This window comes from Streptomyces sp. NPDC006140 (assembly GCF_040628815.1).
GTDB lineage: Bacteria > Actinomycetota > Actinomycetes > Streptomycetales > Streptomycetaceae > Streptomyces.
Genome location: NZ_JBEXTS010000012.1, coordinates 245,300 through 261,091, shown reverse-complemented (window position 1 = coordinate 261,091; position 15,792 = coordinate 245,300). Strand labels below are relative to the sequence as shown.

Annotated in this window: 12 protein-coding genes; 9 read left to right on the top strand and 3 right to left on the bottom strand. The window is 72.3% G+C overall.

Going from position 1 to position 15,792, the window contains the following annotated elements; translation table 11 throughout:
- Positions 1-3: 3 nt before the first annotated feature.
- The 3 genes from ABZ386_RS29195 to ABZ386_RS29185 form a co-directional block, all read right to left on the bottom strand.
- The gene (locus ABZ386_RS29195; RefSeq protein ID WP_351342080.1) at positions 4-975 is read right to left on the bottom strand and encodes a LacI family DNA-binding transcriptional regulator; all 972 of its coding nucleotides are present in this window, start codon (positions 973-975) and stop codon (positions 4-6) included.
- Positions 975-3,224, bottom strand: coding sequence for an alpha-xylosidase (gene yicI / locus ABZ386_RS29190; protein WP_351342078.1), 2,250 nt, complete (start codon positions 3,222-3,224; stop codon positions 975-977). The genes ABZ386_RS29195 and yicI overlap by 1 nt, the downstream gene beginning before the upstream one ends.
- A gap of 77 nt (positions 3,225-3,301) precedes the next feature.
- The gene (locus ABZ386_RS29185) at positions 3,302-4,510 is read right to left on the bottom strand and encodes an MFS transporter (protein ID WP_355716666.1); all 1,209 of its coding nucleotides are present in this window, start codon (positions 4,508-4,510) and stop codon (positions 3,302-3,304) included.
- Positions 4,511-4,779: 269 nt separating this feature from the next.
- Between ABZ386_RS29185 and ABZ386_RS29180 the strand changes: the two genes are divergently transcribed.
- From ABZ386_RS29180 to ABZ386_RS29140, 9 genes are all read left to right on the top strand, one after another.
- Entirely contained in the window at positions 4,780-5,025 is a 246-nt protein-coding gene (locus ABZ386_RS29180; protein ID WP_114253166.1) for a hypothetical protein, read from the top strand.
- 13 nt (positions 5,026-5,038) lie between these two features.
- The gene (locus tag ABZ386_RS29175; protein ID WP_356616398.1) at positions 5,039-5,860 is read left to right on the top strand and encodes a hypothetical protein; all 822 of its coding nucleotides are present in this window, start codon (positions 5,039-5,041) and stop codon (positions 5,858-5,860) included.
- A gap of 97 nt (positions 5,861-5,957) precedes the next feature.
- The gene (locus ABZ386_RS29170; RefSeq protein ID WP_358966527.1) at positions 5,958-6,980 is read left to right on the top strand and encodes a LysR family transcriptional regulator; all 1,023 of its coding nucleotides are present in this window, start codon (positions 5,958-5,960) and stop codon (positions 6,978-6,980) included.
- Between the two features lie 110 nt (positions 6,981-7,090).
- Positions 7,091-8,119 carry a hypothetical protein gene (locus tag ABZ386_RS29165; RefSeq protein WP_358966524.1) on the top strand — a complete coding sequence of 343 codons (1,029 nt, stop codon included), beginning with the start codon at positions 7,091-7,093 and terminating at the stop codon, positions 8,117-8,119.
- A 304-nt stretch (positions 8,120-8,423) separates the two neighbouring features.
- Positions 8,424-10,616: a glycosyltransferase gene (locus ABZ386_RS29160; RefSeq protein WP_351342067.1), complete on the top strand. Its 2,193-nt coding sequence runs from the start codon at positions 8,424-8,426 to the stop codon at positions 10,614-10,616.
- Positions 10,613-11,818, top strand: coding sequence for an acyltransferase family protein (locus tag ABZ386_RS29155; protein ID WP_351342065.1), 1,206 nt, complete (start codon positions 10,613-10,615; stop codon positions 11,816-11,818). The genes ABZ386_RS29160 and ABZ386_RS29155 overlap by 4 nt, the downstream gene beginning before the upstream one ends.
- Positions 11,819-11,914: 96 nt before the next feature.
- Positions 11,915-12,925 carry a hypothetical protein gene (locus ABZ386_RS29150; protein WP_358966522.1) on the top strand — a complete coding sequence of 337 codons (1,011 nt, stop codon included), beginning with the start codon at positions 11,915-11,917 and terminating at the stop codon, positions 12,923-12,925.
- A gap of 155 nt (positions 12,926-13,080) precedes the next feature.
- Positions 13,081-14,466 (top strand): nitrate/nitrite transporter, encoded by a 1,386-nt coding sequence (locus ABZ386_RS29145; protein WP_351342061.1) that lies wholly within the window; start codon positions 13,081-13,083, stop codon positions 14,464-14,466.
- A 117-nt stretch (positions 14,467-14,583) separates the two neighbouring features.
- Positions 14,584-15,735 carry a uroporphyrinogen-III synthase gene (locus ABZ386_RS29140; RefSeq protein WP_358966520.1) on the top strand — a complete coding sequence of 384 codons (1,152 nt, stop codon included), beginning with the start codon at positions 14,584-14,586 and terminating at the stop codon, positions 15,733-15,735.
- The last annotated feature ends 57 nt before the right edge of the window (positions 15,736-15,792 follow it).

Here is a 15,792-nt window from a genome sequence, read left to right as displayed (position 1 = left end):
TTGTCATGTGTGGCACGTACTGGCCCGTTCCGTCAGGCGCGGGGGCAGCAGGGTCGTCTGTGGTGCGGGGGTGCCGGAGTGGTTTCGCATCAGTAGGTCCACCGCGTGGGTGCCCAGCTCCGCGGACGGCACGGTGACCGACGTGATCGTCGGAGGGGTGTCGGTGCCGACGGCCATGAGCGACAGGTCCTCGGGGATGCGCACGCCGAGTTGCCGGAGGGCCGTGAGCAGGGGGTCCAGGAGGGGGTCGTTCTGGACGATCACGGCCGTCGGGGCGGGGTGGGCGCGCAGCAGGCGGTCCGCGAGGGTGCGGGCCGCGGGCGGGGACGGCTCGGTGGGGTGCACCGAGGAAGCCAGGCCGTGCCGGTGGGCCGCGGCCGTGAAGCCCTCGACCAGGCGGCGGGCCGAGGCGGTCTCGCGGAGGTAGACCTCCGGCGGCGAGCCGGCCAGGGCCACCGATCGGTGGCCGAGGCCGGCCAGGTGGTCCACGCACGCCTCGCCCGCCGCGCGGTAGTCCAGGTCGACGCAGGCCAGACCCCGCGGGTCGGCGGGGAGGCCGAGCAGCACGACGGGGGGAGCCAAGGAGCGGAGCAGGGGCAGGCGCGGGTCGTGGAGGGCGATGTCCGTCACGAGTAACGCGTCCACCAGCGCCGATCCCCGGACGCGCGCCAGGCCCTCCTCGTGGGTGAGGAGCAGGACGTCGTGGTCGTACTCGCGTGCCGCCGTCACCACCGACTGCGTCAGCCGCATCATCGCCGGTACGTCGGTGCCGCCGCGCAGCGGAGCCGCCACGGCCAGGACCTTCGACGCGCCGTGCGGCGGCGCGTCCGACCGCGGCCGGTAGCCCAGCTCCCGGGCCGCCGCCTCCACCCGGCGCCGGGTCTCCGGCGAGATCGGACGCTTGCCGCTCAGCGCGTAGGAGACGGTGCTGGGGGAGACCCCGGCCCGGCGTGCCACGTCCGTGATCCTGACCATCAGGCCGGCTCCAGCGTCAGGGTGCCGGTTCCGGCCGCCGCCCGCACCTCGCGGTCGCCGCAGGCCAGCGCCCAGGGGGCCGACGGGTCGCTGCACGACGCCCGCAGGGTGCCCCCGTCGCATACGACCGTGAAGGTCACCTCCCCGACCCGTACGGTCGTCTCGTCGCCCGGCCGCAGGCCGTACGCCCGGAGCGTCACCCCGTCGGCGTGGTCGTAGTCCGGGCGGTCGTCCCGCGCGCCCACCGGGAGCACCGCGCCCGGCCGCACCAGCAGCGGCACGCTCAGGAAGTCGTGCCGCTCGCGCACCCAGCGCGGGCCCGTCACCGTCTCCCCGGTGACGAAGTGCGTCCAGGTGCCCTCGGGGACGTAGTACGAGACGTCGCCCTCGTCGTTGAAGACCGGTGCGACCAGCAGGTCCGGGCCGAGCATGTACTGCCGCTCCAGGTGCGCGCAGCCCGGGTCGTCCGGGAACTCCAGCACCATCGCCCGCATCATGGGCACGCCGTCGGTGTGGGCCGTGCGGGCCGCCTCGTACAGGTACGGCATGAGGCGCAGCTTCAGCCGGGTGAAGTGCCGGGCCACCTCGACCGACTCCTCGTCGAAGAGCCAGGGGACCCGGTAGGAGCTGCTGCCGTGCAGACGGCTGTGGGAGGAGAGCAGGCCGAAGGCCAGCCAGCGCTTGAACAGGGCCGGGGTGGGGGTGCCTTCGAAGCCGCCGATGTCGTGGCTCCAGAAGCCGAAGCCCGACAGGCCGAGGGAGAGGCCGCCGCGCAGCGACTCCGCCATCGACTCGTACGTGGCCTCGCAGTCGCCGCCCCAGTGCACCGGGAACTGCTGGCTCCCCGCCGTCGCCGAGCGGGCGAAGAGGACGGCCTCCGCCTCGCCGCGGTGCTTGCGCAGCACTTCGAAGACCGTGCGGTTGTACAGGTACGTGTAGTAGTTGTGCATCCGCTCCGGGTCGGAGCCGTCGGACCAGACCACGTCGAGCGGCACCCGTTCGCCGAAGTCGGTCTTGAAGCAGTCCACGCCCTGCGCGAGCAGCGCCTGGAGCTTCGAGGCGTACCAGTCGCGGGCGGCCGGCGAGGTGAAGTCGACCAGGGCCATGCCCGGCTGCCACATGTCCCACTGCCAGACGCTGCCGTCCGGGCGGTGCAGCAGGTGCCCGAGCGCCTTCCCCTCGGCGAACAGCGGGGAGCGCTGGGCGATGTACGGGTTGATCCAGACGGAGACGCGCAGGTCGCGAGCCTTCAGGCGGGCGAGCATGCCCTCCGGGTCGGGGAAGACCCGCTCGTCCCACCGGAAGTCGCACCAGTGGTACTCGCGCATCCAGAAGCAGTCGAAGTGGAAGACCGACAGGGGGAGTTCGCGTTCCCGCATGCCCTCGATGAAGGACGTCACCGTCTTCTCGTCGTACGAGGTGGTGAAGGACGTCGACAGCCACAGGCCGAACGACCAGGCGGGCGGCAGGGCCGGGCGGCCGGTCAGGGCCGTGTACTTGCGCAGGATGTCCTTCGGGGTGGGGCCGTAGATGACGTAGTACGTCAGTTCCTGGGTCTCGGCGCTGAACTGAACCCGGGACACGACCTCCGAGGCGACCTCGAAGGACACCTTGCCGGGGTGGTCGACGAAGACGCCGTAGCCCGCGTCCGTGAGGTAGAAGGGCACGTTCTTGTAGGCCTGTTCGCTGCACGTGCCGCCGTCGGCCTGCCAGATGTCGACGACCTGCCCGTTCTTCACCAGCGGGCCGAAGCGCTCGCCGAGGCCGTAGACGGACGTGCCGACCTTCAACACCAGCTGTTCGCGCAGGTGGTGGGCGCCGTCCGGATCCCGCATGATGCCCGTGCTCTTGTGGCCGCTGCCGGTGAGCGTGCGGCCGTGGGCGAGGAACTCGACCTGCCAGGGGCCGCCGCGGGCGAGCCGGACGGTCAGGTCGCCCGAGGTCAGCGTCGCGTGCTCGTCGTCGTACGAGAGCTGCGGGGCGGTCTCCGACGCCGAGATCCCGAACGCGGGGCCCTGGGGCCGGCCGCCCGTGAGATGCGTCAGCGTCAGGCCGATGACGTCGGGCATGGGGGTATGGGCATTGACCGTGAGGACGGGGCCCGTCATCAGGTCGCCGCGGGAGCGGATGGGCCGGGTCGGCGCGTGCATCTCCAGCGTGCCGTCCGACTCGACGACGTCGAGCACTTCGGCCGGGTAGGCCGCGGTGACGCCCTCGCGCAGGAGCCAGTAGCCGTCGGTGAACTTCATGTAGGGGGTCCCTCACTTCACGGCGCGTGATGTCGAAGCGCTTCGACAGCTGAACGTATGTGGGGTGCGGGAGGGCGTCAATGGGTTGTGCGCGTTAGGGTGAAGCGATTCGACGCCACGGTCAGGGACAACGCCAGGGCCAGGGCCGCCGCCGTCACCGGGACGCCGTATCCGGCCGTCGCCGACACGTGCTCCACCATCCAGCCGCCGAGCGCGCTGCCACCGGCGATACCGCCGAGCAGGCCGGTCACCGCGAGGGTCATGCCCTCGTTCAGCCGGCCCTCGGGGGTGCGCTGCTGGACCAGCGTCATGGTGGTGACCATCGTCGGGGCCGTCGCCATCCCGGCGACCAGCAGGGCGCCCGCCAGGAGCGGGAGCGAACCGGTGAGCGCGGCGGCGAGCAGCGGGAGGGTCAGCAGTGCGGCCATCGTGGCCACGCACCACGACAGGCGGGCCGCGGCCGGCCCCGCCGGCTTCACGGCGCCGTACACCAGGCCCGCCGCGCAGGAACCCGCCGCCTGGAGCGCGAGCACGGCACCCGCCGCCGAGGAGTGGCCCCGCGCGTCAGCGAAGGCGAGCGTGACGACCTCCGTCGAGCCGAAGATCCCGCCCATCGCCAGGCAGACCGTGAGCAGCGGGGGCATACCGGGGGCGCGCAGCGGCGCCTTCGCGGGTATCCGCTCCCGGACCGGCGGTTCCGTCGCGCGCCGGGACGTGAACAGGAGCATGCCGGTCAGCAGCAGCACCGCGCCGGCCAGCGTGCCCGCCTCCGGGAAGAACGCCCCGCACAGGAAGGCCGCGAGCACCGGGCCCAGCATGAAGCACAGTTCGTCCACGGACTGCTCGAAGGAGTTGGCGGTGTGCAGGGCCTTGGCGTCGCCGGCCAGCAGATGGGCCCAGCGGGCCCGGGACATGCCGCCGGTGTTGGGGGTCGTGGCGGTGGCGGCGTAGGAGGCGAACAGGGTCCAGTCCGGGGCGTCGTGGCGGACGCAGAGCAGCAGGGCGAGGGAGCCGAGGACGGCGATCACCGTGGCGGGCAGGGCCACCCGGGCCTGGCCGTACCGGTCGACGAGGCGCGCGGTCCAGGGCGCGACGACCGCGGTCGCCGCGAGGCCCGTCGCCGTGACGGCGCCGGCCAGGGCGTACGAGCCCCGCGTCCCGGCGATCATGACGACGGCGCTGACGCTGAACATGCCCATCGGCAGCCGGGCGATCAGGTTCCCGGCGGTGAAGGCACGGGCGCCCGGCAGCCGGAACAGGCGGCGGTACGGGGAGAGTGGCGGCATGCGTCCACCGTCGCCCGGGGGTGATCAAGCGGTCCAACACCTGTTCCGCGCGGAATCACGCACCTGGGTTGTCAACGGCCGGAAGCCCATGGCGAGAAACTCCCTGGCGAGAAACATTCGCTCCCTGTTCTCCCATTTCTCCCTGTTTTCATACAGGGATATGGAGATTACTGATGCTCCTCATGGTGCATGGAAAAGATGCTCATTGGGGAAAATCCTTCACTCGTTTGCCGCGCATCCGGCGAAGTGGGGAGGCGGTTAGTCGGTACATGACCGAGGCGACCAGGAAAGACGGTTGGGCGGTAACGCTCGGCCCATACACCTACATTCCGGCTCCAGCGCACTCGTCGGCCACCGTCAACGGCACGCTCACCAAGGCCGGTTGCCCGGTCACGCTGCAGGTGACCGAGCCGGTGCTGCGCGATTTCATCGACGCCATGAGCACGCTGGAAAAGGATCTCGCCCGACGGTGGATCAGTGCAACGGAATGGCCCGCCTTCGCGCTTGCGGAATAGTCGGGCCGCCGGCATGTACGACAAAGGAATCGAGGGCACCGGACGGCACCGGGCTCCGGCCCGGGATTTCATCACCCCCCTGACACCGCCGGATCCGACCTGGGACCCGGCCGAGGAACTGGCGTTCATCCTCGAGGAGGCCCTCGGGGAACAGGCGGCGCGGATTCCCGGCCCGCGGGACGAGGAACCGGCCGAGGCCGCGGAGCCGGCCCCGGCGCCGGGCGCGCACATGAGGCGGCTCCAGGACATCACCGAGGAACTGCCGCCCGTACGGGAGGTCCCCCGCCGTCACCGCAAGGTCCGCACCCGCAGGGCCCCGGGTCTGCTGCGCACCACCAGCTTCCTCGTCGCCGCCCTGGCGGCCGTCATCGCCTCCGCCGTGAGTCTCCTGAGCGGCATGGTCGCCTACGACCCCCTGCGCCTGGTCGCCGTGTCCCCCGCGGAGCGGAACCTCCGCACCTGGTGGCCCCTCCTCGTCTACGGGCCCTGGCTGGTGGCCTCCCTGTCCGTCCTGCGGGCCGCGCTGCACCAGCGCCGTGCCGCGCACTCCTGGTGTGTGGTCCTGGTCTTCTCCTGCGTGGCCGTTCTGCTGTGCGTCGCCCAGGCGCCCCGGACCGTCCTCGGCACGGCGGCGGCCGCGCTGCCCGGGCTCGCCGCGCTGGCGTGCTTCCAGCAGGTCGTCCGGCAGATCACGCTGACGCGCCCGCCGCTGCGGTCGGTGCCCCGCCACCGAGTGGGGCAGGGGGCGCCGAAGGAGGTTCCCGGGGCGGAGGCAGTGACTGACAGCGAGGTGACGGGTGTGGGCGAGGCTCCCGGGCAGGGCGCCGAGTCCTGAGGTGCAGGTGGGGGTGGGGGTGGGGTTCGTCGGCGGGGCGCCCGGCAAGGCGCCGGCCCCCGAGCCCCCGGGCCGTCGTCCGCTGTAGTTTCACCCCATGCCCGCCCACCTCGACCCCCGTCTCCTGCGTGCCTTCGTCACCGTCGCCGAGGAGTTGCACTTCACCCGCGCCGCGGTGCGGCTCCACCTGGCGCAGCAGGCGCTCAGCAGAGACGTGCGGCGGCTGGAGCGGGAGCTGGGGGCCGAGTTGTTCGTGCGGACCACCCGGCAGGTGACGCTCACGCCCGACGGGGAGCGGCTGCTGCCGTACGCCCGGCGGGTGCTCCGGGCGCAGGACGAGCTGCTCGCCGCCTTCGACCAGGCCCGGCCCCTGCTGGTGGACCTCAACTCCCCGGGCCTGGCCACGCCGCGCCACGTCCTGCACCGGGCCCGTGAACTCGCCCCGGAGCACGAGCTGATGGCCCGCTACGAGAGCGGTCTGACCGGAGCCGCCGGTGAGCTGCTCGCGGGCCGGCTGGACGCGTCGTTCGGACGCTTCGCCGGGCTGGACCCGGCGCTGCGGGCCGGGCTCGACCACCAGCCCGTGCGGTACGAGCCGATGGCGATCGTCCTGCCCGAGGACCACCGGCTGGCCGCGCTGGCGGAGGTGCCGCTCGCCGAACTGGCCGGCGAGACCGTCTACGCGGGCGCCGGCAACGCGCGCACGCCGGAGTGGACCGGCCTCGCGCGGTTGCTGTTCGAGGGACGCGGCATCGAGATCGCGCCACCCGCGCCGCTGGCCGTGGGGGAGGAGGAGTTCCAGCGGGTCATGGCCAGAACGCGCCATCCGGTCCTGGCCGTCGTGGGATTTCCGGCCATGCCGTCGACGGTGTCACGGCCCCTGGTCGACCCCGTGCCGCTGTCCCCCGTCTCGCTGGTGTGGCGCAGGGGCCTGACCCACCCCGCGTTCGACGCGCTGCGCCGGGCCGCGGCCCTGCTCGCGGCGGAGGAGGGCTGGCTGCGGCGGCCCGCCGGGACGTGGGTTCCCGCTGGTGACGATGTCCTCATGAGGTCTCGCGACCGAAACGATTCGACACGTCGTCCACACATAACCTCCGCGTGCGCTACATTCGACGCCTGAGCACGGTGTGGTAATAGGGGGGCGCTCGGACGGGTTGGGGGCCCGGTCCGACGACGGGTGCTCAGGTCGTACGCGCACCTGAACCATCCCGTGGGGGGAAGTGCGTACGCGTGACACAGTGGCGAGAAGACGCCCAACCCGAGTGGCCCGAGGCCGCGTCGGCCACCGGTGAAGTCCCCGCGGACGGCATGGGCCGGGACCGCAGAGTCACCCAGGTCTTCGCCGGCGACGTCCGGCTGACCGAGCGACGGCGGCCCGGCGCGACGGAGATACTGCGCGGGATTCCGCGGCAGAGCGAGGGCGAGGCGGACTCGCTCGCCCCGGGCACCGGGTCCCGGCCCGCCGTCCGCGACCCCTGGCGGGAACCGGAGGAAGCGAGCCTGCCCGGGCCCGGCCACGATCCTGCCGGGCACACCAACGACCCTGCCGGACGTACCCAGGGCCCTGCCGGGCACACCCACGATCCGCACGAGGTCACGGTCCAGCTCGACGCCGTCCAGCTCGGGGACGGTTTCCTGCGGCAGGTCAAGGAAGGCACCGGTGTCGGTCCGGCCCCGGCCGACCGGCCCGTCTTCGTCGACGAGTCCGGCCGTCGCAGCCGCCGCTTCCGGCGGATCGGCATGGTCATCGCCCTGGCGTGCGGCGTCTACGCCGTCGTCATCGTCGCCACGCTGCTGTCGGGCAACTCCAACGCGCCCTGGCTGCCGGTGCCGAGCAAGAAGGAGGGCCCGCCGGCCGGGCAGGTCGAGACTCCGCCGCTGCCCGCCGAGTCGGCCCCGGCCGGCGGCAGTGGCGCCACCGCCCCGGGCAGCACGCCGACGACCGACGAGGTCACCGCCCCCTCGCCCGGTCCCAGTGCCCTCGAACCCGAGGCCCCCGCCGGACCCGGCCGCACCGGCACGACCGCCGACCCCACGCCGACTGCGACCCGGACCACCCCGGCCCCGGGCACCGGCGTGACCGACCCGGGCCCGAGCAAGCCGGCGAACCCGCCGAGCACGCCCGTGTCCTCCCCGACACCGACCGGCGGCACCACGCCCGAGCCGCCGACCGAGACCACGGGCACCGGCGGGGACGGCGGCACCGTCGCGGACGGCCCGGCCGCAACCCAGCCCATCGCCCGGACACCCGCCGCCTAGGGGAAGTCCGCGCAGTCGCGCCTGCCCGCGACGCCTGGCAGGACGCCGCAGGCCCCGCCCGCCGGGCGAACGACGCGACTTCGCGGCCCCCTGGCCATCCGTACCGACCTCTGGCCACCCGCACCGACGCCTGGTCACCCGTCCCGACCCTGGCCACCCGTCCCGGCCCCTGGTCACCAGTACCGACCCTGGTCACCCGTACCGACCCTGGTCACCCGTACCGACCACCTGCCCGGGCGGGCCCGGCCCGCCGCGTGACCGTCCCCGCACCACCCTCCCCGCACCACCCGGAGTACCACCACCCATGGCATCCCGTACCAGCCGTCCCGGGCCCGCGCCCCGAGCCCGTGGCGGCTCCAGGCGGCGCCGCCTGCCCCTGCGCCTGCTGCTGCCCCTGCTCGTCCTCGTCGCGCTGATGGCGATGCTCATGCTGCGCGGCTACGTGCACAGCGAGATCCTCGCCGACCACCGCGTCGGACCGCCCGCGGCCAACGACCGCGTACCGAAGGACATCCTCAAGGGCGGGCCCGTCATCGACACCCGGGACGGGAAGCCCGCCGGCCTGGAGCTGCCGGACCACGAACTGGTCCTGACCTTCGACGACGGCCCGGACCCGATGTGGACGCCCAAGGTCCTCGACGTGCTGAAGAAGCACGAGGCCCACGCCGTCTTCTTCATCACCGGCACGATGGCCTCCCGCCACCCGGACCTCGTGCAGCGCATGGTCGACGAGGGCCACGAGATCGGGCTGCACACCTTCAACCACCCGGACCTGTCGCTGCAGAGCAAGAGCCGCATCGACTGGGAGCTGTCCCAGAACCAGCTCGCGCTCGCCGGGGCGGCCGGCATCCGCACCTCGCTGTTCCGCCCGCCCTACTCGTCGTTCGCGCACGTCATGGACAACAAGTCCTGGCCGGTGACCGAGTACATCGGCAGCAAGGGCTACATCACCATCGTCAACGACACCGACAGCGAGGACTGGCGCCGGCCCGGCGTCGAGAAGATCATCAGCAACGCCACGCCGAAGAACGGCGAGGGCGCCATCGTGCTCATGCACGACTCCGGCGGCGACCGCTCCCAGACCGTGGCCGCACTCGACCGGTTCATCACCGGGCTCAAGGACCAGGGCTACCGCTTCGACACCCTCACCGCCGCCCTGGACGCCCCCAGCGCGCACACCCCGGTCGCCGGGCTGGAGGCGGTCAAGGGCGAGGCGTGGGTCTTCCTGGTGCAGGCCTCCGAGAAGATCACCGGCGTTCTGGTCGCGGGCCTCGCCGTCGTCGGCGTGCTCGTCTTCGGGCGTCTTGGTCTGATGCTGATCCTGTCCGTCGCGCACGCCCGCCGGGTGCGGCGGCGGAACTTCAGCTGGGGCACGCCCGTCACCGAACCGGTGTCGGTGCTGGTGCCCGCCTACAACGAGGCCAAGTGCATCGAGCAGACGGTCCGTTCCCTGGTCGCCAGCGACCACCCCATCGAGGTGCTGGTCATCGACGACGGCTCCAGCGACGGCACGGCCCGTATCGTCGAGAACCTCGGCCTGCCCGGCGTACGGGTCGTCCGCCAGCTCAACGCGGGCAAGCCCGCCGCGCTCAACCGCGGGATCGCCAACGCCCGCCACGACATCATCGTGATGATGGACGGCGACACCGTCTTCGAGCCGACCACCGTGCGCGAACTCGTGCAGCCCTTCGGCGACCCGCGCGTCGGCGCCGTCGCCGGCAACGCCAAGGTCGGCAACCGCGACTCGCTCATCGGCGCCTGGCAGCACATCGAGTACGTGATGGGCTTCAACCTCGACCGCCGCATGTACGACGTGCTGCGCTGCATGCCCACCATCCCCGGCGCGGTCGGCGCGTTCCGGCGCAGCGCACTGGAACGGGTCGGCGGCATGAGCGACGACACGCTCGCCGAGGACACCGACATCACCATGGCCCTGCACCGCGACGGCTGGCACGTCGTCTACGCGGAGAAGGCCATCGCCTGGACCGAGGCCCCCGAGTCCGTGCAGCAGCTGTGGTCCCAGCGCTACCGCTGGTCGTACGGCACGATGCAGGCCATCTGGAAGCACCGCCGGGCCCTCGTCGACCGCGGGCCCTCGGGCCGCTTCGGCCGGGTCGGACTTCCGCTGGTCTCCATGTTCATGGTCGTGGCGCCGCTGCTCGCCCCGCTGATCGACGTGTTCCTGCTGTACGGGCTGGTGTTCGGCCCGACCGAGAAGACCATCGGAGCCTGGCTGGGCGTCCTCGCCGTGCAAGGGGTGTGCGCGGCCTACGCGTTCCACCTCGACAAGGAACGCATGACCCACCTCATCTCCCTGCCGCTCCAGCAACTCCTCTATCGGCAGCTCATGTACGTCGTCCTGCTCCAGTCCTGGATCACCGCGCTCACCGGCGGCCGGCTGCGCTGGCAGAAGCTGCGCCGCACGGGGGCGGTGGGGCTGCCCGGGGGCGGAAGCGCCACGCCCCAGCGGCAGATGGACGGGAGGCCGGTCGCATGACCACGGCTCCCGTGACCACGGCTCCCCGGCAGGAGCAGACCCCTTCCGCACCCCCCGGACGCGACCGCTACTTCGATCTGCTGCGTGCCCTCGCGCTGTTCCGTGTCGTGCTGTACCACCTGACCGGCTGGGCCTGGCTGCCGCTGGTGTTCCCGTCCATGGGCGTGATGTTCGCGCTCGCCGGCAACCTCATGGCCCGCTCGCTGAAGCGCCCGCCGGTGCAGGTGATCCGCGGCCGGATGCGGCGGCTGCTGCCCCCGCTGTGGCTGCTGGGCGTCGTCGGCGTCACCGGCATGGTCCTGCAGGGCTGGGGGCCGGACGCGGACGGGCACCCCGGCTGGTGGTGGCTCCACCTCACCTTCTGGATCGTGCCGTTCAGCGACCCGCCGTACGCCGAGGGCCTGCCCGGCGTGCACGGCGTCATCGGCGAGAACTGGGCGGCGGACCTCGCCGGGCCGCTCTGGTACATCCGCGCCTACCTCTGGTACGTGCTGCTGTCCCCGCTGCTGCTGAAGGCCCTGCGCGCCCTGCCGGTCGTCACGCTGTCCGCGCCGATCGTGCTGGCCGTCGCCTTCGAGCAGGGCTGGCTCACGCTCCCCGGCGAGCGGATCCCCTCGGCGCTCACGGACTTCTCCACGTTCGGCGCCTGCTGGATCCTCGGCATGGCCCACCAGGAGGGCATCCTGCGGCGGCTGCCGCGCTACATCGTCCCGTCCGTGGCGCCCGTCATCGCCCTGGCCGGCCTCTGGTACGCCCTGCGCCACGACTTCGGCACCGGCAACGACCTGGACAGCATGCCCCTCGCCCAGGCCCTGTGGTCCTTCGGCACGGTCCTGCTGCTGCTCCACGTCAGCCCGTCCTGGTCCGAGTGGCCGGGCAGGCTCCGCCGCTGGGCCGGGGCGATCGGCCTGCTCAACTCCCGGGCCGTGACCATCTACCTGTGGCACAACATCTGCATCCTGGTCGCCGCCACGCTCTGGGACCGGCTGTGGGGCTTCCCCGTACTGGAGCAGAACGTCCCCGGACTGCTGGAGAGCCCCTGGCCGGTGCTGGCCCTGGTCTGGGCACTCATCGGCGCCTGCGTCCTGGCGTTCGGCTGGATGGAGGACCTGGCGGCGAAGCAGAAACCCCGATGGTGGCCGACGAGTGAGCCTCGGGTGAGGGTCCGCCGGAGCGGGAGGCGTCCGTCACCCGACGGCTGAGACAGAAGACGACGGGGCCCGTTCCCCCGGCTTTCCCGGTGTGGAAAACTGCCCCGGTTGCGCTTGTGAACAAAGCGGTCGGTGGGAGCGGTGGGGATGAGTAAGCGGCAGACACAGAAGATGCTGCGGCTGATGGCGAGCGGGGAGCCGGTCGAGCTGACCAGTCCGATGGCGTCCGTGAAGAAGCTCGCCCGGCTGGCCTTCGTCGCCCAGCAGTTCGGCTACGAGTACGCGGACGTCCGGCAGAGCAGCGGCCGCAACGGCGCGCTCACCATGCTGATCGTGCCCGATCCCGGCCCGCAGGCCAGGGCGCGGGCCGCGCAGAACTGGGCGCGGTACCCCGACGCGGCGGACGGCGTCTCCCTCCCGCCGCTGGTGCCCGACGAGTTCGAACTCCTCAAGGCCCGCATCAACTTCGACCTCACCGGCCGGCACGCCGAGAAGCGCATGTGGTACGGCGCCCTCGGTGCCACTGTCGGAAGTGTGATCCTCGGGTTCCGCTTCGGGGGCGGGTCCTTCGACTTCCTCGTGGCCGGGGTGCTGTGGCTGCTGTTCATGGGCATCTTCGGCATCGGGCTGGTGGTCACGCGCAAGCGCAACGCCAAGTTCGCCGCCCGGTTGCAGGCGTCCGGCTTCCTGCCGGTGACGGACCAGAACGGCCGGACGCGGTACCTGCCGCCCGGGGCGCAGCTCCCCGGGCAGGGGAACCCGTTCGCGGGCGGACCGTACGGCGGTGCCCCGGGCGGGCCTGCCGGTGTGCCAGGTCCGTACGCCCAGCCGACGCCGTATCCCGGCCAGCCCGCCCCGGGCCCGTACGGTGCTCAGCCCGCGCCAGGTCCGTACGGTGACCAGCCCGCCCCGGGGCCGTACCCGGGTCAGCCCGCCCCGGGGCCGTACCCGGGTCAGCCCGCCCCGGGTCCGTACGGTGCTCAGCCCGCGCCAGGTCCGTACGGTGACCAGCCCGCCCCGGGGCCGTACCCGGGTCAGCCCGCCCCCGGCCCGTACCCCGGTCAGCCCGCCCCCAGCCCGTACGGTGCCCAGCCCCCCGCCCCCCACAACCCGCCGTATCCTCAGCAGAACCCTCACTGGCAGCCCCCGCGGCCGTGACCGAAACCGTCGGAACCTCTCATCCCGCCCGGACGCGGGGTGAGAGCAAAGTTCCCTCGCGGTCACTCGCTGGCACAGGCAGGAAACGCGCCCTCCCTACCTTCGGGATCAGTCACTCGAGGTACGACCGAGTCCTGGAGCACAGTGGAGGCGTCATGACAGGCCCTGGCACGGCACCCGCACCCCCGAGCAGGGGCGGACGCTGGATCCAGCACTGGGATCCGGAGAACGAGACCTTCTGGCAGGAGACGGGAGAGAAGATCGCCCGCCGGAACCTCTTCTTCTCCGTGCTGTCCGAGCACATCGGCTTCTCGATCTGGACCCTGTGGTCCGTGCTGGTGCTCTTCATGGGCCCGGAGTACGGGCTGACCCCGGCCGACAAGTTCATGCTGACCTCGATGGTCACGCTGGTCGGCGCGGTCGTCCGCGTCCCCTACACCTTCGCCGTCGCCATCTTCGGCGGACGCAACTGGACGATCATCTCGGCCGCCATGCTGCTGATCCCCACCGTCGCCGCGTTCATGGTGATGGAGCCGGGCACCAGCTTCTCCACGTTCCTCCTCGTCGGCCTCCTCGCCGGCGTCGGCGGCGGCAACTTCGCCTCCTCCATGACCAACATCAACGCCTTCTTCCCGCTGCGGAAGAAGGGCTGGGCCCTCGGCCTGAACGCCGGCGGCGGCAACATCGGCGTGCCGGTGATCCAGCTGGCCGCGCTCGCGATCATCGGCGCCGGCGGCGGCCCGCGGGTGCTGCTCGGCGTCTACATCCCGCTGATCGTCGTCGCCGCCGTGATGGCCGCGCTCTTCATGGACAACCTGGAGAACGTCAAGAACGACACCGGTGCCGCCAAGGACGCCGCGCGGGACGCCCACACGTGGATCATGTCCGTCCTCTACATCGGCACCTTCGGCTCCTTCATCGGCTACAGCTTCGCCTTCGGCCAGGTCCTGCAGAACCAGTTCGGCCGTACGCCGCTGCAGGCCGCCTACGTCACCTTCCTCGGCCCGCTGCTCGGCTCCCTGATCCGGCCCGTCGGCGGCTGGCTCGCCGACCGGTACGGCGGCGCGAAGATCAGCCTGTGGAACTACGTGGCGATGGGCGCCGCGACGGCCGTCCTGATCGGCGCCTCCATGGAGAAGTCGCTGGCGCTGTTCACCGCCGCCTTCGTGGTGCTGTTCGTGCTCAGCGGGCTCGGCAACGGCTCGACGTTCAAGATGATCCCGGGCATCTTCCAGAACAAGGCCCTCGCCAAGGGACTGAAGGGCGAGGAGGCCGCGGCCTACGGGCGCCGGCTCTCCGGAGCCTCCATGGGCCTGATCGGCGCGGTGGGCGCGCTCGGCGGTGTCGGCATCAACCTCGCCTTCCGCCAGTCCTTCCTCTCCTACGGCTCCGGCACCGGCGCGTTCGTCGCCTTCCTCGCCTTCTACGCGGTGTGCTTCACGGTCACCTGGGCCGTATACCTTCGCCGTACGGCTCCCCGGGTACCCGAAACGTCGGCGGCCTCGGAGACGAAGCCGCAGCTCAGCTACGCGAAGGTGTGACGTAACACCGCCGACATCACGCCGATCCGGGCCTGTCACGAGCCGTTGACAGGCTCGATCGGCATGTAGGTACGCCGTACCCATGAAGTACGACGACTCGAGTGCGGGACGAGAGCCATGTACGAGGAAGAACAGCGACCGGACCACGGACCCCTGGCGGGTTTCACCGTGGGTGTGACGGCCGCGCGCCGGGCCGACGAGCTGGGGGCGCTGCTGCAGCGACGCGGTGCCGCCGTCCTGCACGCCCCCGCCCTGCGGATCGTGCCGCTCGCCGACGACAGTGAACTGCTGGCCGCGACCAAGGAGATCATCGAGCAGGTTCCGGAAATCGTCGTGGCCACGACCGCGATCGGGTTCCGGGGCTGGGTCGAGGCCGCCGACGGCTGGGGCCTGGGCGAGGAGCTGCTGTCGCGGCTGGCCGGCGTGCGGATCCTGGCGCGCGGGCCGAAGGTGAAGGGCGCGGTCCGGGCCGCCGGGCTGACCGAGGAGTGGTCGCCGTCGTCGGAGTCCATGGCCGAGGTGCTCGACCGGCTGCTGGAGGAGGGCGTCGAGGACCTGCGCATCGCGATCCAGTTGCACGGCGAGCCGCTGCCGGGCTTCGTGGAGGCGCTGCGGGAGGGTGGCGCCGAGGTCGTCGGCGTGCCCGTCTACCGGTGGATGCCGCCGGAGGACCTCGGTCCGGTCGACCGGCTCCTGGACGCGACCGTGTCCCGGGGGGTGGACGCGCTGACGTTCACCAGCGCCCCGGCCGCGGCCTCCTTCCTCTCCCGGGCGGAGGAACGCGGGCTGCTGCCCGAGGTGCTGGCCGCCCTGAACCACGACGTCCTGCCCGCCTGTGTCGGCCCGGTCACCGCCCTGCCCCTGCAGTCCCGCGGCATTGACACGATCCAGCCCGAGCGCTTCCGGCTCGGGCCGCTCGTCCAGCTGCTCTGCCAGGAACTGCCCGCGCGGGCGCGCTCGCTGCCCATCGCCGGGCACCGGGTGGAGATCCGCGGCCACGCCGTCCTGGTCGACGGCGACCTCAAGCCGGTGCCGCCCGCGGGCATGTCCCTCCTGCGCGCCCTGTCCCGCCGCCCCGGCTGGGTCGTCTCCCGCGCCGACCTGCTGCGCGCCCTGCCCGGTTCCGGCCGCGACGAGCACGCCGTCGAGACGGCGATGGCCCGCCTGCGCACGGCCCTCGGCACACCGAAGCTGATCCAGACGGTGGTCAAGCGCGGCTACCGCCTGGCCCTGGACCCGGCGGCGGAGACGAAGTACGCGGACGCGTAGGCGGAGACGAAGTAAGAGGGCGAGCACGCGGACGCGCAGGCACGCGCCGGGGTTGAG